General features: G+C 33.7%; 15 protein-coding genes and 1 other RNA gene. 6 read left to right on the top strand and 10 right to left on the bottom strand.

All coding sequences use genetic code 11. From position 1 onward, the window contains the following. Positions 1 to 144 precede the first annotated feature (144 nt). Positions 145 to 693: a ferritin gene (locus ACYSNM_RS09340; protein ID WP_461756641.1), complete on the top strand. Its 549-nt coding sequence runs from the start codon at positions 145 to 147 to the stop codon at positions 691 to 693. Positions 694 to 786: 93 nt separating this feature from the next. On the opposite strand, the gene ACYSNM_RS09335 is transcribed toward ACYSNM_RS09340, so the two are convergent. From ACYSNM_RS09335 to ffs, 4 genes are all read right to left on the bottom strand, one after another. Then, the gene (locus ACYSNM_RS09335) at positions 787 to 2,196 is read right to left on the bottom strand and encodes a sigma-54-dependent transcriptional regulator (protein ID WP_461756640.1); all 1,410 of its coding nucleotides are present in this window, start codon (positions 2,194 to 2,196) and stop codon (positions 787 to 789) included. Between the two features lie 821 nt (positions 2,197 to 3,017). Beyond that, complete coding sequence (gene tamL, locus ACYSNM_RS09330) at positions 3,018 to 5,333, bottom strand: translocation and assembly module lipoprotein TamL (protein ID WP_461756639.1); 2,316 nt, start codon at positions 5,331 to 5,333, stop codon at positions 3,018 to 3,020. Beyond that, the gene (locus ACYSNM_RS09325; protein WP_461756638.1) at positions 5,299 to 10,401 is read right to left on the bottom strand and encodes a translocation/assembly module TamB domain-containing protein; all 5,103 of its coding nucleotides are present in this window, start codon (positions 10,399 to 10,401) and stop codon (positions 5,299 to 5,301) included. The genes tamL and ACYSNM_RS09325 overlap by 35 nt, the downstream gene beginning before the upstream one ends. A 206-nt stretch (positions 10,402 to 10,607) precedes the next feature. Further along, positions 10,608 to 10,706, bottom strand: an RNA gene (gene ffs / locus ACYSNM_RS09320) — signal recognition particle sRNA small type. 89 nt (positions 10,707 to 10,795) lie between these two features. Here ffs and ACYSNM_RS09315 point away from each other — a divergent pair. Continuing rightward, complete coding sequence (locus tag ACYSNM_RS09315; RefSeq protein ID WP_461756637.1) at positions 10,796 to 11,887, top strand: glutaminyl-peptide cyclotransferase; 1,092 nt, start codon at positions 10,796 to 10,798, stop codon at positions 11,885 to 11,887. Between the two features lie 56 nt (positions 11,888 to 11,943). Here ACYSNM_RS09315 and ACYSNM_RS09310 read toward each other — a convergent pair whose 3' ends face one another. Next, positions 11,944 to 12,618: a DUF2461 domain-containing protein gene (locus ACYSNM_RS09310; protein ID WP_461756636.1), complete on the bottom strand. Its 675-nt coding sequence runs from the start codon at positions 12,616 to 12,618 to the stop codon at positions 11,944 to 11,946. A 126-nt stretch (positions 12,619 to 12,744) separates the two neighbouring features. Next, a complete protein-coding gene (gene dnaK / locus ACYSNM_RS09305) occupies positions 12,745 to 14,634 on the bottom strand; it encodes a molecular chaperone DnaK (RefSeq protein ID WP_461756635.1) in 1,890 nt (629 codons plus the stop codon). A gap of 539 nt (positions 14,635 to 15,173) precedes the next feature. Between dnaK and ACYSNM_RS09300 the strand changes: the two genes are divergently transcribed. Further along, a complete protein-coding gene (locus ACYSNM_RS09300; RefSeq protein WP_461756634.1) occupies positions 15,174 to 16,598 on the top strand; it encodes an L-serine ammonia-lyase in 1,425 nt (474 codons plus the stop codon). Between the two features lie 233 nt (positions 16,599 to 16,831). Here ACYSNM_RS09300 and ACYSNM_RS09295 read toward each other — a convergent pair whose 3' ends face one another. Next, the gene (locus tag ACYSNM_RS09295) at positions 16,832 to 17,083 is read right to left on the bottom strand and encodes a PH domain-containing protein (RefSeq protein ID WP_461756653.1); all 252 of its coding nucleotides are present in this window, start codon (positions 17,081 to 17,083) and stop codon (positions 16,832 to 16,834) included. 370 nt (positions 17,084 to 17,453) lie between these two features. Between ACYSNM_RS09295 and panB the strand changes: the two genes are divergently transcribed. Further along, entirely contained in the window at positions 17,454 to 18,272 is an 819-nt protein-coding gene (gene panB, locus ACYSNM_RS09290) for a 3-methyl-2-oxobutanoate hydroxymethyltransferase (protein WP_461753956.1), read from the top strand. Between the two features lie 77 nt (positions 18,273 to 18,349). Beyond that, entirely contained in the window at positions 18,350 to 19,045 is a 696-nt protein-coding gene (locus ACYSNM_RS09285) for an RluA family pseudouridine synthase (protein ID WP_461756633.1), read from the top strand. Positions 19,046 to 19,093: 48 nt separating this feature from the next. On the opposite strand, the gene ACYSNM_RS09280 is transcribed toward ACYSNM_RS09285, so the two are convergent. The 3 genes from ACYSNM_RS09280 to ACYSNM_RS09270 all read right to left on the bottom strand — a co-directional run bounded on the left by ACYSNM_RS09280 (position 19,094) and on the right by ACYSNM_RS09270 (position 21,782). Further along, the gene (locus ACYSNM_RS09280) at positions 19,094 to 19,936 is read right to left on the bottom strand and encodes a sulfurtransferase (protein WP_461756632.1); all 843 of its coding nucleotides are present in this window, start codon (positions 19,934 to 19,936) and stop codon (positions 19,094 to 19,096) included. A 117-nt stretch (positions 19,937 to 20,053) separates the two neighbouring features. Further along, positions 20,054 to 20,905, bottom strand: coding sequence for a hypothetical protein (locus ACYSNM_RS09275; RefSeq protein ID WP_461756631.1), 852 nt, complete (start codon positions 20,903 to 20,905; stop codon positions 20,054 to 20,056). Positions 20,906 to 21,479: 574 nt separating this feature from the next. After that, positions 21,480 to 21,782 (bottom strand): DUF6804 family protein, encoded by a 303-nt coding sequence (locus tag ACYSNM_RS09270; protein ID WP_461756630.1) that lies wholly within the window; start codon positions 21,780 to 21,782, stop codon positions 21,480 to 21,482. Between the two features lie 294 nt (positions 21,783 to 22,076). On the opposite strand from ACYSNM_RS09270, the gene ACYSNM_RS09265 reads away from it, so the two are divergent. Then, on the top strand, positions 22,077 to 22,553 hold the full coding sequence (locus tag ACYSNM_RS09265) for a DUF4265 domain-containing protein (protein WP_461753951.1): 477 nt from the start codon (positions 22,077 to 22,079) through the stop codon (positions 22,551 to 22,553). The last annotated feature ends 18 nt before the right edge of the window (positions 22,554 to 22,571 follow it).

Here is a 22,571-nt window from a genome sequence, read left to right as displayed (position 1 = left end):
AAACCTCAACCCAAAGCTTATCTTTATTTATTTTAATACAAAACAAGCAAAAGCCTCTTTATTTAACAGATAACTCCTTCTATAACAGGGTAATATTTTGTATCTTTAAGCAAATCAAGATATAGAACAATCAAAAAATATACTATGAAAACAAATCGTTTATCTTCCGAATTAACTAGTGCCCTTAATGATCAAATCACCTTAGAGGCTTTTTCTTCCCAAGTATACTTGATGTTATCTTGCTGGGCAGACCAAGCAAATATGGCTGGGGTAAGTAGCTTTTTAATGCGACATGCACAAGAAGAAAGGGTACATATGGCTAAAATTATTGAATATGTACAGGAAAGAGGAGCCAAGGTAACCATACAAGCTATACAGGCCCCTGGAAGCGAACCTAAATCTCTTTTAGAATGCTTTGAAATGGTATTTCAACAAGAGGTTAAAAACACAGAAGCTATACACAATATTGTTACCCTTGCTTTTGAACAAAAAGATTGGGCAACATGGAACTTCCTACAATGGCTAGTAAGCGAACAAAGAGAAGAAGAAAAATTAGCTCTTTCTTTGCTAGATCGCGTAAAACTAGCAGGAGGTGGCAAAGCTACCGATGCTGCAAAATTTGATTTTGATCAAAGTTTAAAAACTACCTCACAAGAGTTTCCAACAGCCGATCAAATTAATCCTTTTATCTAAAAAAGTTTTTAATTCCTATAATGCAAAAGGCCTTTCTTCAACAAGAAAGGCCTTTTGTAGCTTTATACCAACCTTTGCTTTAAAGGCTAGTTATTATAATTCGATATTATATAATTTCATTTTATTATATAATGTTTTCCTATCTATTCCCAATACTTGAGCAGCTTTGGTTTTATTAAATTTTACCTTCTCAAGAGCTAAACGAATAGCTTGCTCTTCGTTTTTAGAAGAAAACAATTTTAAATCCTCCTCTGATTCTGTCTCCTGTACTTGCTTTACAGCTATAGGCTCAGGAGTGTAAGGTTGCTTTAATTCTAAAGGAAGTACTTCCTCTTCGATAGTATCCCCTCTTGTTAGAAGAACAGATCGCTTGATAATATTTTTCATCTCGCGAAGGTTCCCAGGCCAATCATAGGTTAAAAATATTTTTTCAACCTCTGTAGAAAAACCTTCTACTTCTTTTTCTAACTCTTCATTAGAAGTATTTAAAAAGTGATAAGCAAAATGCAATATATCTTCCTTTCTATCACACAAACGAGGAGCTACTATACCGAACTCGTTCAAACGGTGGTATAAGTCTTCTCTAAACTCTCCTTCTCTAACTGCATTAGGTAAATCTTCATTAGTTGCAGCAATTACGCGAATATCTACTTCAATTTCTTTACTACTTCCTACAGGTTTTACTTTTCTCTCCTGTAAGGCTCTTAATAATTGTACCTGTACCTCATAGGAAAGGTTACCTACCTCATCTAAGAAAATAGTTCCACCATTAGCCGCTTCAAAATGGCCTATTTTATCGCCAACAGCTCCAGTGAAAGATCCCTTTATATGTCCAAAGAACTCACTTGATGCTAACTCCTTAGGGATAGCTCCACAGTCTACAGCAATATAGGGCTTATCTGCTCTTTTACTTTTTAAATGGATAGAATGTGCAATATTCTCTTTACCTGTACCACTATCTCCGATAATTAATACCGACATATTAGTTGGAGCTACAAGTTCAATATACTCATGTAATTGTAAAGAAACATCACTTTGTCCTTTTACATAAGTTTGAGTGTGGGATGTATTGGCTTTATTTTGTTTAGAACTTCCTACCTTTTTAGAGGTAGTAACGGTTGTATGTTGAATTGGATCATTTTTAGCCTCCAATGCTGCTTTAATAGTCAATTGGATCTCATCTGGATTAATAGGCTTAGCTACATAATCAAAAGCTCCCAATTTCATTGCATTAACAGCAGTACGTATCTCTGTGTATCCAGTCATCAAAATTACTTGAGATCCTGGAGATTGTCCCTTAATTAACTTCAATAATTCCATTCCATCTCTATCTGGAAGTCGAACGTCAGTTAAAACGATATCAAAGGAGTTGCTTGTTATTTGTTGCTCAGCCTCTGCAGCAGAATAGGCATTTGAAACAACATAGCCTTTCTTGGTTAAAAAGGCTTTAAGCATTTCGCAAAATGGTACATCATCATCTATTACAAGAATCTTGTGACTCATATTTATTGTTTTATTTTAGGGTGCTAGTGACAAATTTAAACTTTTTCTACCTCACTAACCAATTCAAGCGAAAATTTAACCTTCCTTATAAATTAATTTACTTCTTTATATTATTTACAAACTATACTTTTATCAAAAATAACTACTTAAAAATAGTTTTTATAAGCTAAAGCTATTTGTATATCGTTTATTTCTGAACAAAACAGGCCTAATACCCTATAAATATATTCGCACTTTAATTTTATTATTTAGTTCGATACTCTTTGGATATGTTAAGAAGTAAAAGTTTTAATGCACAAAAATTGAATTATCCGAAGTTTGTTTACTTTGTGAGCATCTTGGTTTATAACCACTTAACTATAGAAGTATAAGAAAAGTAATGCCTGCCTTATTTATAGCAAAAGAAAAGGGAGCAAATATGCTCCCTAATACCAGAAGATTTCTCTTCCTCACCTTACTAACGATCTTTTTTTTGTATTCTAAATAAGACTTAAGTCTTATAAACTATTCAATACATTTTCTTTTTCATAACAAAGAGTGAAACTCTTTTTTGTATAACACCTTACACTTACTTATATAGAGAAAATCATGCCAATACCCTATTCTACTAAAGTAACTTACACCAGGGACAAGCAACAATTACCTGACAATCAGTAAAATAAGTTATTTTACGTATTTTTAAAGCTATTAAAACAAGTATATTATGCAGATTTATAGAATGGGGATGCTTTCCCCAATATGTAGTATTTAATAAAAAAAGGGTGAAGTCTCTCTACAAAAAAGAAACTTTACCCTTTTAAAATAATGCGTTTATAGCTTTCTTAGAAAGGATAACCAATAGCGAAGTTGAGCATTAAATTCTCTTTTCTCCATTTTGAACTTCCAAAGCGAATATCATCTATTACCCATCTTTCTCCTTTTGGGTTATAAGGCACCCTTAAAGGGAAAGCCAAATCTAGTCTAAGCACTAAAAAGGTAACATCAAAACGTAGACCTGCCCCCGTACCTACTGCAATTTCTTTATAAAAATCTCTAGTGAACTTACCACCTGGTCGGTCACTTACATGATTTAGATTCCAGATATTCCCTGTATCCACAAACAAGGCCCCGTGCACAATACTAAATAATTTCTTTCTGTATTCAATATTGAATTCCAAAATCATATCTCCACCTTGATCGGGTACAAAGGCTGTGTTTAAGCTATGTGGATTAAAACTACCTGGCCCAAGGCTTCTAGCTTTAAAAGCACGTATACTATTGGTACCTCCTATGAAAAACTGTTTACTATAAGGCATTCCATGTGAATTCCCGTAAGCAATCCCAACTCCAGCGCGAAAGCGACTTACTAAAGTAGACTCTTTAGATAGTTTCCAATAATGTCTAAATTCTTGGTCCAACTTTACAAATTGACTAAAAGCTACCCCTAATATCTCTTTTTGGTCTCCCTTCTTTTGGTCTGCTCCCAAAGCAAGTCCTAATAGGTTACCCGATAGATCTACTAGACCTCTATAATAATAAGTATGCTCTTTAAAATTCTTCATGGTATTGGTATAGGTAAAACTATAGGTAGGACCAAAAATAAATTGTTTCTCCAATACTTTTTCCAACGATGGATTTCCTTGAGCGGACTCGTGATAAAGGTCAGTGACATGTTGAGGCGCCACATAAGTTACCTCTATAGGATTAAATTGATGTTCTACATAAGGGGTTTGTCTCCATAAATATCCCCAAGAAGCCTTAAAGGAGTTTAAGGCATATAATTTCCTTCTCTCTAAGTATTCATACCCTAAGGTTGCTTTTGTCTTAGGAGTATAGGTACTTACATTTTTAAAGTTCCATGGAGAAATTAATCGAGGCCAAGTTAAGGAAGTCTCTAACCCGGCCTTATAAATATTATATCCTTTGTTCTCTGCAGACATCTGAAAATCTGCCCCACCATAAGCACTTACTGAAAGTAATTCTGCTCCTCTAAAAGTATTTTTATTACTCCAGTTTAAATTGATTTCAGCTCCTTGGTAACTAGCCGAGTTACTCTTACCTAATAACTCCAAGCGGATAGCTTTAGGGTTATCTGGGGTTAAGAAGTAATATACATTTAGTTTATGGTTTAGGGTATCGGATATCTCAAAAGAGTTTTTCACAAATTTAAACACTCCTAAGTTTACCAATCTATTCAAAGACATATTGTGTTTGTTTCGATTGTATAATTCTCCTGTCTCCAAAAATATAGCTCTATCAAAAATTTGGGGTGTAAAGGTTTTCTTAGGATCTATAATGCGTAGATCTTTATATAAGGTGGCTGAATCAGCTTGTTGTTGTAAGCCAGTATCGGATAATACATAATCGGTATATACAAAAATACTGTCAATACTATAAGCGGATAACCCTGGTTTAGGTGCCGTGTTTTTTACCCTCACATATAAGTCTACTTTATGGTCACCTACAGAGGAGTCCACCTGCACAATTAAATCATTGGCACTAAAATAATAGTATCCTTTATTTTTTACATAATTATCAAATCGCACTCTTTCCTCCTTAATGGTTTCCAGATTATACGGATCCCCAGGTTTAAGGGTTGTATACTTTCTACCTTGGTAAATTAACTCCTGCAAAGGAGTGGAGTCATTAATGAAGGTAACTTTATTAATTAAGTACTGATCCTTTGGGGTAACATTATACTGTACACCTCTTTTTTTCTGACCGGTTTTTAAAGTATCTGCGTTGACTACTACATTAAAATATCCCTCATTTTCCAAGCGATTACTCAATATAGAAGCATTATGGTCCATATCTACCTTGTCAAATAATACAGGAGCTTGGCCTAATTTTGTTCTAAACCAATTTCTTAGTTTACCATCCTTAGAAGGATCCCCTCCTAGATTGTAAAAGAATAACTTAGGTCGAAAACCAAAAAAAGAACTATTTGTAATGGGGCGTACTAATTCCTCTAGCTCTTCCACCATTGCCGTTTTTTTCTTAGCTGACATTGAATCACTAATAATATTAATTTGCGCTCCAGTATAAAGATAATCCCCCTTTGAAATATACCTGGTATTACTACAAGAGTACAAGACCAAAGTTAATAGGATTACTCCAATTGCATTAAATGTTCTGGTCCTCTTGTTGTTGTTTTTCATCTTTAGTTTGCTCTCTTAATTGCTTTTTCAATTGTTTTTTATCTCTAGAATTTTCAAATAACTCCTTAAAGTGTTGGTAGCTCATAGTAATTACAAATCCTACCCCAGTCTCTACTACTTGACCTTGAAGGGCTACCTCATATCTATTTTTTCTATATACTCTTAACAGATACCTTCCATCTTGGCTTAGGGCGTATTCTAATTCTACATCCCCAGCTATATTAGCCGATTGCTCATTTTGTCTTTGGTTTCCTTCTACTTCAAAACTACTACCTACTGTTACCTTCAAACGGTCGGAAAACAACCTTTTAGATACCGCCACATTAAGATCGGTTCTACTTTGTTTGGAACCAGTAGAGAAATCATCACTACTCTCTAAGTTAAAGTTCAGTTCCACTCCTGATATTAAACTACTAGCTAAATTATTTAACTGATCCGATAGTATACGGTTAACACTTTGCTTGGCAATTGCCCCGGCACTTAACCCACCTGCACTACTCTCAAAAGGGTTTTCTCCAATAAAGTGATTCAATAGTAAAAGAGCGAAAACTTGTTTGTTCATTTCCGACTCATTATTCCTTAATTGAGCTAGTTTGGTATTAGTATTGCTAATTACATCTCCAGAAACACTGGTTATATCGTCTTTTAATTTAATATCAAAGCTAATTTCGGGCTCTAAGAGTTGTCCTTTCATCATTAATAAAGCTTGGAAAGGTATCTTTTGCTTATACATGTTTTGCTGACTTGGACTTAGTGCACTTAACTGATTAGACAATAAATCTATAGGAGCAGCATTGACCTGGTAAATAGCAGTTAAATCTAAAATGGCATCGGTTGGATCTCCTGCGAAAATAATAGAACTACCTTTTTGTACTTCAAATTTCCTTTTAATCATATTGAAGCTCAAATCATAGGAACCTTCATCAAACTCATATCTACCACTTAGAGTAACTTTACCAGAAGGATCAATACCTCCTACTAAATCTCCCTGTCCTTTTAAAACTACTTTATCCCCACTGCTCTTATCCATGATCATACTAAATACAGCACTTTTGCTTACTTTAATAATCAAAGAAACATCTAATCCCATAATAGCCGAGGTATTAAAGTCTTCTTGGTACTTCATTAGCTCTGCATTTTGCAAACTCTGTTGATCCACAAATTCCACTATCCCTTCTCTATCTGCAATAGATGGATCTTCTTGTGGCATTACAATGGTGAAGTCCGTCTTTGGCCCTACTCCTATTTCACCACTAACTACAGGCTTATTCATATCCCCTCTAATTTTCATAGCTGTGTCAAAGACCAAAGTTCCATAATACATTTCATTGTCTTTAGAAGTGGAGTTTACCGCTTTGAAATCATTGGCTGTGATATCTAATTTAAAACCTACATTGGTGTAGTCTTTGGTTAAAACTTGTCCGTTAACCACTAATATGTTTCCATCGCTATCCTTTATGGTAAACGTATCAAAGTTAATGGCATTATCCACAAAGGTGATCGACTCATTAATATCTGTAAAGTCTGCATTGAGGTTATTTACATGGAATCCTATATTGTTGAATTTAAAATCACCTAATACTTTAGGGTCGTCCATTTTTCCGTTAATTCTTAAATTAGAACTAAAGTATCCCTGAGCCTCACTTAATAATTCTGGAACAAAACCAGCTAAAAATTCCATTTGTAATTCCGAAATATCTAAGGACATATCCAAAGTAGAGTCCTGCATGTCAGCCATACCTTTTAATGCAATGGTATTGTTTTGCCCATCTAAGACTATACTTGCTAGGTATTGGCTTAAGGAAGCATTTTTAACACCTATGTGTAAATCTCCTAAAGGCATTTCCATCATCTGAAACTCTTTAATATCAATATCAGATACAAAACGGAAATCCTTAGAAAGATCTTCTAAGTTGACATAACCAGTTATATTTCCACCAGCTAAAAGTTTATCTTTTTGAATTGTTTTGGTTAATGTAGCTAAATTAAAATCCGTAAACTGTATATGAAGCGGACTATTGGCTACTTTTTCTTGTGAAGCAATTTTTATGCTACTATTACCTTGACTCAAATCAAAGTCACTGATGTAAATCCCATTAGAATCCACAACGATTTCATTTAAAGGATTGATTTGCCAATTCTGGTAATCTAGCATAAATCCTTTTGGATAGAGTTTAGCGATAATTTGATCTTCTTTACTTTCTACCTCACCCGATAATACATAGCATAGTCTATCTTTAGAATCACTTAAATTTAAACTATAACGCAACATATTATCTTTCATATCCCCTTGTAAATTCAATCCCCTTAACTGTAAAAAGGAATTAGAAATACTTACCACACCAAGGCTAAAGCCTAATGCTCCTTGATATGGCTCTATATTCCAATACACATTGTTAATGGTGTTTTCTGCATATTCCAAATTAGATATACCTCCCTCTACACTGATGTAATTGGTTCTTTGATCGTATTTTCCTGCGATAGAAAAAGGCTCCAACTTGGTAAGCTCTGGTAACATATCCTTTAAAACTCTATCGTATTTGATATCTAAAGAATAGTCAAAAAAGGAGAACTTCTCTTGTTTATGTTCTTGTTCTTGATCTGTGCTAGTTATATGCTGCTCTGTGGTATTAAAATAACTTTGGATAGTTTGGGTTAAATCTGTAGCTAAATCCGTTAATACATAATCTCCACTTAGATTAAAGTCTATTAATTGAGAAGTTAAACTCATTTGGCGTTGGCCCGGTTGAGCCAAAGCAGTAAAGACAATTGGTTGTAAAGTATAGGCCCTATCTTGCAGAACAAAACCTAAGTCTTCAATGCGAAGAGTTCCCACTAAACTATCTGGCAGGATATTAGGCATATTAGCCTTTATAGTGGTGGTTAATACTCTAGGCTCGCTATCTAATTTTAATTTATTAAAATCTATATTCTTTAAATCAGCCAATAAATCTAAACTAATAGCCGATTCACTCACCTGGCCTTTGGCCGATAAGTCAACTAATAAATTAGGATCGGTATTATTCCAATTCACTTGGTAGGCACCTTGGTCAAATTCACCTTTTATTACAGCATCTTTATAGGTATAACCATTAAAATGTGCATCTTTTAAATCCATTTCAAAGGTAGCCTTAGCGGTGTTTACATCTAAACCTTGTCCTTTAGCACCAAGGTAAAGATTAACCATTCCTATGGAGTCATTACCAATTAACTGGCCTAATTGTAATTGATCCACTTCTACATCTAAAGAATAGGTTTCTTTATTTTTTGCTCTTTGATCCAATAAGCCCTTTAAGCTTAGGTTTCCTAAACTAGAAGTTAGTTTTAAATCCGTAGTGGCATTTTGCATACTTCCCTTGACAAAACCTTGTAGTTTAATCAAAGCAGGTATTTGCATATCGGCAGGTAAAAGGGATTTATCCACCACTTTTGCAATGTCATTATTGGTAGTTTGCAGATCTTTTAGATTAAGTTCCATATAGGCCTTATCCACATCTGGCAAGTTCTTCACCTTGGCATTAGCATTTATAAAGGTAGACCCTAAAGCCCGTACAAAGAACTTCTCTATATTTAAATCTGCTACCTTTCCTTTGGCGATAACATCAAAGCTTATTTTTTCTTGTTGTATACCTTTAATTTGATCGCTAGGCAATACACCCGGCAGTAGTAGATCAATATCCTTAAATCCTATATAAGAATTTAAAATACTTGCATCTACAGAAATTTTATCCAATTGTTTTTCTATTGTATTTATATCTTGATAATTCAATACTATAGAAGAAGTTATTTTGGTATTAGGTGTTTTTAAATAAAAATCCTTTATAAAAGAGGTTTGCTTATCATACAAAAGATAAGTACTGAAATTCTCTAATACAAAACCGCTTTTCTCCTTAAAGGCAAAATCTTTGATATTAGCAGTTATAGTACTGCCAGAGAATTGAAAATCCTTCACCTGAACTCCTAGATCACTTATACCAATATGGTAAGGATCTAATCCACTATCTTGCGCTTTAAAATTCTCATCGTCAAAGTCCACCCCAATAGAACCTACGCTTATTTGTTTTACACTAATTTGCCATGGTAAACTACTTGAGCTACTATCCACTTTAGTCTCTACAACTTCCTGGGAGCTAGCCTGTTTTGGAGTATCCGAAGTAAGGGGTAAATTATTTTCTAAAAACAATGCCTTGATATAGGTATTGTTCCACAGCACATTATCAATTTCTACTTGTTGTGTATTTAAATCAATGCTTTGGATATCTACCTCTAATTGCTTCATCACCAGCGCAGCTTGTAGTTTGCTTTCTTGGTCTTTGTAGCTAATGTCAAAATTGCTCAAAGAGATAATCCCCAAGTCTAAACTAGGTAAAGCATCTGATGTCTGCACTGCAGCAGAATCTTGGGCTTGTGTTAAATCCTCCGGTTCAAGAGATGGGTTCTTTTGGTAGTCTATCTTAAGACCATCCACTGCAATTTTAGAAAGACCATAATGCTCTTTCTCTAGGTCAATATCTTTGACTTTAGCTAAAAGATCTGCTAGTTGCATCTTCAAATGGTGGCCTTGGTAGTCATCTTGAAAATTCACCTTAATATCTTTAAGGTTGATATCTCCTAGTTGTATATCCATAGGCTTAGACTCTGAAGGTTCCTCAGGAGTATCACTAGCAAAAGCATTTACGATATAATCAAAGTTAAACCCTTGTAAACTATCTCTTTTAACAGTAGTTGTTAAACCTTCTAAATCAATATTAGATACCTCAAGGGTATTACCAAGTAATTTAAAAAGACCAATATCCACACCAAGGTGTTTGGTATAAAGTAAGGTATCTTGCTGCTGGGATTCTATATACAGCCCATCTATTACAATTTGTTTGGGAAAGGCGATAGAAATGCGATCCAAAGAAATAGGCGTGCCTATTTTGTTATGCACAAAACCAATGGCAACGTCCTTTATTTTATTTTGAATAAAAGGTAACTGTATCAAAACTATTAGCAATAAAAGCAATGCTAAAATACAACCACCAACCCATAGGGCTAATTTTACTACCTTCTTTATTATATTTTTCAATTTGAAGTATTTTACTTCAAAAATAACAAAAAGCATCTCAGAGTAAAAGCGATACCCTTAATATATTTTTACTTTATTAAAATAGACTATAAAACACCAAGTATTTTCAAAAAGTAGTATTGAAAAAAGAGTTAGCCTAATAAAACTGCTTAGGGAAGAATAAAGCAAAAAAAGGCAAAAAAAAATCTCCACTATGGGAGACAAAAAAGTGGCAAGCTACCTACATCGCACCGCTACAACCGCATACCTTTGCTGCGTTCCCACCCTGGAGGATTCTGCAGGAGCTGGTCGTGTAGGACTTGCCAGTGCAAATATACAACCATTTTATATTTTTCCAAGTCTTTTATACTTTTATCCATAAGATTTGTATCTTGTATAAAAATATTATACGACTATGATAAAAGCTAACCTACTAATAGCCTTAACTTTAGGTCTTACCGTAAGTGGTTGTTCTCAAGAAAAAAACATAGAAAAAAATCTTATTTCCATTGATACTAGTCAATTAAAACAACAATATAGCCCTAAAGATGCTTTAAAATTGCGTTTAAAAACCACAGAAAATGCAAAAGTAGACTCAGTGGTTTATTACCTTAATGACCAAAAAATCTTATCCTCACAGGATAATGAGGTAAAGAACTTTGATTTAAAAGGCCAAAAGTTAGGTAAGAAAACCATAAAAGCTACAGCTTATGTTGGAAAAAACAGTAAAACCTTTACTACGCCAATTGAAATTATGTCTTCTGTGCAACCAACGTTTTTAAACTATAGTATTGTCAATACTTATCCCCATGATATAAATGCATATACTCAAGGACTAGAGTTTTACGATGGCCTATTATATGAGAGTACTGGAAACGGAGTCGGAGGTGGAACAAGTAAAAGTGGTGGTACTGGAAAAACAGGTATTTCAAGTGTTAGAAAAGTAGATCCAAAAACTGGAAAGGTAGTGCAAATTAACAATTTACCTACTTCTATATTCGGAGAAGGATGTACTATTTTAAACGATAAACTTTATCAACTTACTTGGTTAAACAATAAAGGTTTTGTGTACGATTTAAATACCCTAGAGCAAATAGATTCCTTTGATTACTTTAAGAAAATGGAAGGTTGGGGGCTTACCAATGATGGTCAATATCTTTATATGAGTGATGGTACCAATACTATTTACAAAGTTGATCCAAATACCTTTAAAGAGGTAGATCAAATCCAGGTATATACCAATCGCTCTGCCATTGAAGGAGTGAACGAATTAGAGTGGGTAGATGGAAAGATATATGCCAATTTCTATGGACAAAATGCCATTGCAGTAATAGACCCTAAAAGTGGAGAAATTATAAACATTATTGATTTTAATGATTTATTAAACAAAACCACCTACCATGAGGATAGAGATGTATTCAATGGTATTGCCTATAATAAAAACACCAATACTTTCTTTGTCACTGGAAAGAACTGGGATAAAATATTTGAAGTAAAGATTTATTAAATCTTTACTTCAAAAAAAAATAAGCTGTTTTCACCTAGAGAAAACAGCTTATTTTTTTATTCATATAATGGTACACCATTACTATCATGGGTTAGTACCTCTGAAAACAAATCAAACAAAGGCCTCATTGCCAAAAAGCTTTCCACTATTTGAGAGACGAAATCTTCCCTTAGTACGCTTTTATCATCAAAATTTCTCTGCAAATAGAATTGCTTTTTCTTTAGTAGATCCAGATTGGGGCTGTTTTTATCAAAATCCCTAGGACCTGTTTTAAGCTCCTCCCCTTTTAGCTCACCAAAGAAGTCTTTGATTTGGCTTTGATTTAAAACTTCTCTAAAAGAATCAGCATCAACTTCAATCTCTTGTCTTAAACGAAAAAGATCTTCCTTATTTGGGCCCCATAACCCTCCTGCAACGAAACTATTCCCTGGTTCTATATGAATATAATACCCTCCCCTTAATAAAGGCTTGGTTCGAGCAATATGAAAACCAATATGGTTTTTATAAGGAGTCTTATCCTTGGAGAACCTTACATCTCTATAAATACGATACATGTGGAATTTCTCTAAGTGATCTACTTGATTCATTTGTTTTTCAACCTCTGCAAAAAAAGCCTTAAAATCCTTCATATTAGCCTCTACATCTTCTTTGTGCTCACTAAACCATTCTCTATTGTTATTTTGGCTTAGAGCCTTTAAAAAATCTAAATTACTTTGTTGTAAACTATGCATATCCGGATGAATTTCTTATTCGATGTAAATTAAGCATTTTTGGTTAAACTCTCTATAAGAGAATTACTTAAAAAGCAAAAGGCCAGATTCTTTTGGAATCTGGCCTTTGTTATTGTAAAAAGCGAATTATTTCACTTCTTCGTATTCTACATCTTGTGTACCATCTTCGTTAGTAGATTGTCCACCTTGCTCTGGAGCTCCTTGTTCTTGTCCACCTTGAGCATTGTACATTTCCTCAGAAGCTGCTTTCCATGCCTCATTGATTTTATCAAGTGCAGGTTGGATAGTAGCGATATCTTTAGATTCGTGAGCTTTTTTCAACTCTTCTAAAGCACCTTGGATGTTTGTTTTATTAGCTTCTGATAATTTCTCACCAAACTCAGCTAATTGCTTTTCTGTTTGGAAAATCATAGCATCTGCCTCATTGATTTTCTCTACAGCTTCTTTAGCTTTTTGATCCGCTTCAGCATTAGCCTCAGCTTCTTGTTTCATTCTTTGGATTTCTTCTTCTGTTAATCCTGAAGAAGCCTCGATACGAATATCGTGAGATTTTCCTGTTCCTTTATCTGTAGCAGAAACTTTGATAATTCCGTTAGCATCAATATCGAAAGTAACCTCAATTTGTGGCACTCCTCTTTGTGCTGGTGGTAAACCATCTAAATGGAAACGTCCAATAGTTTTGTTATCGTTAGCCATTGGTCTTTCTCCTTGTAAAACGTGGATTTCAACCGATGGTTGGTTATCTGCAGCAGTAGAGAATACTTGAGATTTTTTAGTAGGAATAGTTGTATTTGACTCAATTAATTTAGTAAATACACCACCCATTGTCTCAATACCTAAAGAAAGTGGAGTAACGTCTAATAATAATACGTCTTTAACATCACCTGTTAAAACACCACCTTGAATAGCAGCTCCAATAGCAACAACCTCATCTGGATTAACTCCTTTGTGTGGTTTTTTACCAAAGAATTTTTCTACTTCTTCTTGGATTCTTGGGATACGAGTAGAACCTCCAACTAAGATTACCTCATCAATGTCTGATTTAGAGATTCCAGCATCTTTTAATGCTTTCTCACAAGGGATCATTGAACGACGAACTAAATCATCTGATAATTGCTCAAATTTAGCTCTAGTTAAAGTTTGAACTAAGTGTTTTGGTCCTGAAGCTGTAGCAGTCACATAAGGAAGGTTAATTTCCGTTTGTGTAGCAGAAGATAATTCTACTTTTGCTTTCTCAGCAGCTTCTTTTAAACGTTGTAAAGCCATTGGGTCCTCACGTAAGTCAACTCCTTCAGCGCTTTTGAATTCTTCTGCTAACCAGTTAATGATAACGTTATCAAAATCATCCCCTCCTAAGTGAGTGTCTCCGTTTGTAGAAAGTACTTCAAATACTCCGTCTCCTAATTCTAAGATAGAAATATCAAATGTTCCTCCTCCTAAGTCATAAACAACAACTTTTTGGTCTTTACCTGTTTTATCTAAACCGTATGCTAAAGCAGCAGCAGTTGGTTCGTTAATAATACGTCTAACTTTTAATCCTGCAATTTCTCCAGCTTCTTTTGTAGCTTGACGTTGTGCATCATTAAAATATGCTGGTACCGTAATAACTGCTTCAGAAACTTCTTGTCCTAAATAGTCTTCGGCTGTCTTTTTCATTTTCTGTAAAATCATTGCAGAAATCTCTTGTGGACTATATAAACGTCCGTCGATATCTACACGTGGAGTATCATTATCTCCTTTTACAACTGCGTAAGGAACTGTTTTAGCTTCCTTAGCAACATGAGAGTAAGTCTCTCCCATAAATCTCTTGATTGAAGAGATTGTTTTAGTAGGGTTAGTCACTGCCTGACGTTTTGCAGGATCTCCTACTTTAATTTCACCACCTTCAACAAAAGCAACTACTGACGGAGTTGTTCTTTTACCTTCAGCATTTGGAATTACTACAGGCTCGTTACCTTCCATTACAGCAACACATGAGTTTGTAGTCCCTAAGTCAATACCAATAATTTTACTCATAATATTTTTATAATTTACTTTTTATACTTCTATTAATTTTCAATTCTATATTAATTGTGAGCTCGAAGCTCCCCTCTACTTAGACAAGGATTGTGCCAATCCATAATTATGTCATTTTTTACCTTTAATTACATTTTTCTTGCAAATTTCAATGACAAGTTGTCATTTTTACTAGAACCATCGCTTTTATAAGTGTTAAAAACGGCAGAGATTTCTTCTTTCTGCAAAACAAAAAAAAACCTCATTATAGGATTCTTTCCTTATTTTTATCAGAAAGTCACATAAAAGTAATGTAATTTTTTATTTTCAACAAATAAAAATATCTTTTTTTAACAAGATTACCTTGCACTTAATATTTTATAAGACTCCCTTAAAATTAATGATTTTTTTACTCTTTTCAAATCATTTTGTTACAAAAAATAACACTTAATTAATTGTATACCAGCACAAACACTATCTAACGCTAAGAAAAAAAAGCCAAAAAGTTGGAACAGAATAGAATTTGGCTATCTTCGTAATTATTAAAACCAAACTACTTTATGGAATGTATTTCTGTATTTGATATGCTAAAGATTGGCGTTGGCCCATCTAGTTCGCATACTCTAGGACCTTGGCGTGCTGCAGAACTTTTTTTAAAAGAATTGCATGACCGCGACTTATTTGACCAGGTTACTCATATAAGAATAGATTTATATGGCTCTTTATCTCTAACTGGGATTGGACACGCAACAGACCTTGCGGTAATGCTAGGTTTAAGTGGTGCAGACCCAGAATATGTACCTATTGATGATATCAGTGGTATTATTGATTTAATCAATACCACTTGTCAATTAAATTTGGATAATAAGCGTCTATTGCCTTTTAATCCAAAACAAGACATTGTCTTTAATAAGGAATTCTTGCCTTTCCATGCTAATGGAATGACTTTTACAGCAAAAGTGGATGAACACCAATACTATGAGTCTACATTCTATTCTATTGGAGGTGGATTCGTTGTTAAAGAGGAGACAGCCGATAATATTGAAAAACAAGAAATTAAAACTTCTTTCCCTTTCCCTATTGACAAGGCTACCGAATTATTAGCTTATTGTAAGGACCAAAATAAAAAGGTTTCGGAAATAGTTTATGAAAATGAACTTTCTCTTAGAAGTCCTGAGGAAATTGAAAAAGAATTAATGCGCGTGTGGCATACTATGCTAGAGTGCATGTATATTGGATGTCATACTGAAGGAGTATTACCAGGAGGCTTAAACGTTAGACGTAGAGCATATGACACCCATAGTAAATTAAAAGGCGACCTTCCTTACAACACCCCACAAGAATGGTTGCAAACTATTAGAAAAACAAAAGTATACTTTAGACAAATTTTAAAGTGGGTAAGTTGTTTTGCTTTGGCAGTTAACGAAGTAAACGCTGCATTAGGTAGAGTAGTTACTGCTCCTACTAATGGTAGTGCGGGGGTAATTCCTGCAGTATTGATGTACTACTTAGTAATTGAAAATCATAAAGCCTCTGATAAAGAAATCCAACAATTCTTAATGGTTGCAGGAGAAATAGGTAGTATCTTCAAAAAAGGAGCTACTATATCAGCAGCCATGGGAGGATGTCAGGCAGAAATTGGCGTATCTAGTGCCATGGCAGCAGGAGCATTATGTGAATTAATGGGAGGAACACCTGAACAGGTAACTATTGCAGCAGAGATTGCCATGGAACATCACTTAGGATTGACATGTGATCCAATTGCAGGTCTAGTACAAGTACCTTGTATTGAAAGAAATACAATGGGAGCTTTAAAGGCAATTAATGCCGCTGAATTAGCCCTAGAAACAGATCCTAAAAATGCTAAAGTTCCTTTAGATAAAGTGGTGAACACTATGTGGGAAACAGCAAAGGATATGAATAACAAATACAAGGAAACTTCTGAAGGAGGACTAGCTGTTGCAGTAAACTTATCGGATTGTTAGAAACCTTTGGCATTATGCTAAAAGGATATAAATATAAAATCTGCTTGGGATGTCCTCAAGCAGATTTTTTTATGTCTTTAATTCACTACATATATTTTCACCCCCTATATTCTATAGCTTAAAAGACAAATGAATAGCTCCAATGCGTAGGCTTAATACCTTTACAAAACCTAAGGGGAATTTTATGGTTGCCCTTATACGCACCTTTTATAACTTTACAAAAAACATAGAATTCACGGGGTTACCTTATGTAAAAATTCCTCCATATTCTTTGGAGATACTATAATACTGGTGTTACTGTAAAAGATTTCAATCCTATTTTTCCAACTAGCGGCTAAACCTTTTCTTAAACTCTTATCTTCTTTTATGCTTTTTATATCCTTTAAAGGTATAATCTTATAGGTAACAAAGCCGATCTTAACGATTAATTTATCCGCTGTAACGATAAAATAAGTGAAAAAGAATAGATATAGATTCACTAGCATAACTAGCAACATAGTCACTAAAATAAACCAGCTTTTTTCATATCTTATTTGTGCGTAGCAAATAATAGCCACAGGTATAATTAACGAAAGCAAAAGGAAGAAAACACTTTTTTCAGAATAAAATTTAGTCCTCATAAGCAGTAGTTTGGTTAGATATAAAAAAAGAGAAACACTCGTGCTTTTTACCTATTTCTCTTTTAAAGATAGTAAAAAAACTGCTTTACTCTGTAAATTGATTATTATACTTACCTACTTTATGGTAGAGTAGTGACTTTTTAGTGTATTGGTGGAATATCTGAGGATTTTTCCCTTTTAAAAGTGGTTTTGTTGCTAAATTCTTTACCTTTACACTTTCTAAAAAACATTAAAAATGTCAGTAGCAAAAAAAGATTATAAAAAAGTGACTACAAAATCACTAATAGATATGAAAGCCAATGGTCAAAAGATATCTATGTTAACTTGTTATGATTACTCCATGGCTAAGGCTTTAGAGGCTGGTGGTATAGATGTAATGTTAGTTGGTGATTCTGCTAGTAACGTAATGGCCGGACATGAAACTACTCTTCCTATTACTTTAGATCAGATGATATATCATGCTCAATCTGTAGTACGTGGAGCTGACAGAGCTTTAGTAGTTGTAGACCTTCCTTTTGGTTCTTATCAATCTGACCCACAAGAAGCACTTCGTTCTTCTATCCGCATTATGAAAGAAAGTGGAGCTCATGCTGTGAAAATGGAGGGTGGACATGAAATTAAAGAAGGAATCCAAAGAATCTTAGATGCTGGTATTCCAGTTATGGGACACCTTGGTTTAACACCACAATCTATCTATAAATTTGGTACTTACACTGTAAGAGCAAAAGAAGATGAAGAAGCACAGCAACTAATCAAAGATGCTAAAATGCTAGAAGAAATCGGGTGTTTTGCATTAGTATTAGAGAAAATACCTGCAGAATTAGCACGTAAAGTAGCAGAAAGTATTTCTATTCCTGTTATTGGTATTGGAGCAGGAAGTGGCGTGGATGGTCAAGTTTTAGTAGTTCACGACATGATTGGATTAACTCATGAATTCAATCCTAAGTTCTTACGTAGATATTTAAATATCTATGAGCAAATGTCACAAGCAGTTGCACAATATGTTCAAGATGTTAAGTCAGTTGACTTTCCAAATGAAAATGAACAATATTAAAACTAGATTTAATATAGTATAACTAAAAATATCCTTTTTACTTTTAAAAAGGATATTTTTGTTTAAAATACGCATTCATGAAAATTGTTTCTAACATTGACAATCTACAAATAATCTACCAAGACAATCATATTATTGTGATCAATAAGCGTGTTGGAGATATTGTACAAGGGGATAAAACCAATGATAAGCCATTAAGTGATATAGTAAAAGACTATTTGAAAAGAGCCTTTAATAAACCAGGAGAGGCTTTCTTAGGGGTAGTACACCGTTTAGATAGACCTACCTCAGGTATTATTGTCTTTGCTAAAACATCAAAAGCACTGACTCGCTTAAATGAATCCTTTAAAAACCGAGATACCCAAAAAACATATTGGGCAGTGGTAAAGGATGCACCTCCTAAAACAGAAGATGTTTTAGAGCATTATTTAGTTAGAAATCCCAAGAATAACACCTCTAGAGCTCATGCTAAAGAAGTGAAAAATAGCAAGCAAGCTAAATTGAGTTATAAAATATTCCATCAATTCAAGAAATATTCTGCTTTAGAAATTGATCTTTACACAGGTAGACATCATCAAATTAGAGCACAATTATCTTTTATTGGATGTCCTATAAAAGGCGATTTAAAATATGGCTTTGACAGAAGTAACCCAGATGGAGGAATACATCTTCATGCTAGAAGTTTGACTTTTATTCATCCAGTAACTAAAGAAAAGCTTACCCTTAAAGCAGATCCACCATCCGATGTGCTTTGGGACCAAATCAATAGCTAAAAAGCAAAAAGGGCCATTACCACTAGTAATAGCCCTTTTATATTTTGTTTATTCTTTAGTAATCTTTGGAAAATTATTTCTACTATACTCAGACCATGATCCCACATAAAGTGTTGGTAAATCAAAACCTGCATGCACTAAGGCCAAAATAGTATGGCAGGCTGTTACCCCTGAGCCGCACTGAATATTGACTGCATTACATCCCTCTACTACACTGTGATATAATTGTCTTAAATCTTGCTTACTTTTAAAATTTCCCTCTGCATCTAAGTTTTGATCAAAACAAATATTCACTGCCCCTGGAATATGCCCAGCTAGTAAATCAATGGGTTCACTTATTCCATCATAACGAAAACCTTGTCTTACGTCAATTAAAACATTATCTTTTTTATTTTGGTTATCTACTATTTGGTCTATTTCAATAGTAGGCCACATAAATCCTTTTAGCCCATAAGGTGCTACTTGTTGGATTTCATCCTGTTGGCTTTGCATTGCAATACCATACTTTAGGGCTGCTTGGTAACCACCATCTAAAACATAGCTTTGTGTGTGTCCTACACTTTGTAGCATCCACCAAAAACGACTTGCTGCATTAGCTCCCCCTTGATTATCATAAATAACCACTGTACTATTCTTTGTAATACCCAGCTTTTGAAGCGTTTTTTCAAATGCTTCTATACTTGGCAAAGGATGTCTTCCACCTAAAGAAGCATCTGTCACTGGACGACTCAAGTCTTCATTAAAAACAAATCTTGCTCCTTTGATATGGCTTTGTAAATATTTTTGATACTCTTTCTCACTTGCACTTGCATCAAGTACTACTAGTTCCTTGTTGGAGTCTTGCATCCAATTAGATAACTCTTTAGGACTAATTAGGGTATTATAGTTCATAGGTTTTAGGTTTAATAACAAAAGGGTAAATTACTACTTTTTTATAAGTTGTTACTATAAAAACAAAGTGTTTTTCATCTTTAATAAAACCCAGAAGACAAGACTTACAGGCAACTACTACTTTACCTTGGGAAGTTCCTTTAAAATAAGAAGCTGCTTTTGGAAATTATCCTTGTCTTGGGAGTTGGTTAAATCAAAAAGCCCCTGTCCAACTGTAACCATAGATTCTTCTGGTAAGACTTTCCTTTGCACAATAGAATTGGCTAAAAAACTAAAGCTATAAGTATCGTTTTGCTTAAGTTTAAAATCCATTCTTACTATACCATAGGGAACATGGATAAAAAAGGGTAATACCCTATTTAAACTATTGTGAAAAGCCTGGCTTTGATAAAGACTAATTTGATAAGGTGTAAAAAAGCCTTTATCGGCATTCTCCGGCTTTAATACATAGGTGGCAACCTGGGCAGGATAACCTAAAACAGAAGTAGAATCTCTCTGAACTTCTTGAGTATATTTGGCTAGATCTATAGAATACTGCATTTCTCTTATGATGGGAGTTTTAAGGGAATAATGGGCATTCACAGAGGTCTTTAATCCCAGTTTTGAACCCGTATAAGCATATCCTTGCTCCAAGAGATCATTATATTTGTTTTCCTGTTTAAGGGTTAAGGTCTCCCCTTTATAGACTGCTTCATAGCCCGCTATATAGATCTGGTTTTTCATAAAGGGAAAATATCCCACTTCTTGCCAAAAATCGGGATTTTCAGTGATAAACTTTTTCAAATAAACACTATCTGGACTTTGATTATAGTAGGAATCTTTTACATAAGTAGCATTATTGGCCATAAGGTCTATAAAGTGCTGTACTATTGTATCACTAATTACTAAATCATAATATAAAACTCCTTGCTCAAAATCCGTTTTCACAGGGTTCTTTGGTTCACTAGATTTATTAGACGCAATAATCATAGTGGAAGTAGATTTAGCCTTATTACAACTGTATAGCGCGCAAGACAATGCGACAATAAAGAATATAAAATACCTGTTCATAAGAGTGAAATTTAAAAAAATAAAGGTAATAACATTTTTTGCAATCCCCATTAAAAACAAAAGCTTTGTAATTAAGGCTAATGAGCAAAAAAAAAGGACTATGCAAAACATAGTCCTTATTCCCTTTAAAAACTAATAAAAAAGTCCCCACTCTTTTATTATTAATCTCCAATAAAAAGATTACCTAAACCTTTTGTATGAACAGCATATGCAATATAATAAAAATTCAAACACAATATACTTAGTCGCAATCTTTTACATAAATCTTATTAAATACATATACATTACATATTTATTAATATAAAAAACAATAGTTATTTGAAAATATTAACATAAAATAGCATATCAAGAATAAAATACCATTACCCATCGCTTTATAATACAAGGATATCTTACCTTAACAAACAGAAAAAGGTGGATCAAAGTACAAGGAGCCGATAAAAACTATAGCTCTATTAAATTTCTAAAAGGAAAGTAGACCATTACATAGAAATCAAACGGATTTCTTAGGAGGAATTTTTATGAATATGGACAAAATAAGACCTACAGCAATCACTATATTTATAATAATGTAAACTGTTCTACTAATGTCAAAAGAGTAGAATGGTTGTAGAACTAAGATCAACCCTAAATAGGTGCCCATTTCTACTAATTTCTTATTGACATGAGAATTATAAGCTAGAATACTAAAGGCTACCACAACTACAAAACTTACAAGACGATAAAAGTCCGCTGGCATAGAAAAGGTAGTTAGTAATAATAACACAGCCACAAATAGTTTAATTGCTTTTTCCATAGCTATTCTCTTTTAGAAGTAGTACTGTTAAAGATAATAAAAAAAAGTATTGCTTTTACCTTAAAAACCAAAGCTATAGAACATTAACATAAATCTACTGTATCCTTTTTCTTTTGAAGTTGTCCCCTTATATGGTATATTAAAGAATAACCAAACACTTAAGATTATATCTTAAAACAATGTGGTAATGCACTATAGGTAGCTAAGTGTAGAATATTTATTAACATGCTATTGTAAGCCATAAAAGTCTATTATCTTTGCAATAGATATAATTGTAATAAAATCCTTTAGAATATGAACAAAAACAAGGAAGAGTTTGCCCAAATTAAAATTACTTATCAAAGTGAAGTATTAGAAAAAGAAACTCAGGAAATATTTTGGGGAATTCCTATCGATAAAGAGAAAGGATTATTTAAAATTGATAACATCCCATTTTATGGTCCTGATTTATCATGCGAGGATATCGTTTATGCAACACCTACAAAAACTCCTAATCTTTATACTTTTGAACATGTATATGAGTATTGTGGCAATAGTACTATACAAGTCATTGTAGAGTCCGATAAATACAATAAAGAAGATTTATACAATGAAATACTTTATGCACAGACAGAAATCGAATTAGTAGATGATTATTACTTTGTAATTAATGTTCCTTTACAAACCGATTATAAAAATGTTTATGCCATTTTAGCAGCTTTAGAAGAAGAGAAAGTGATCCAATTTGCGGAAGTTTGTCTTTCTCCAAAACACTCTAGTGATTTGCGCTAATTCAATTTTAAAATAAAA

The organism is Myroides sp. LJL116 (assembly GCF_054871685.1).
This window is presented reverse-complemented; position numbering and strand designations above follow the sequence as displayed.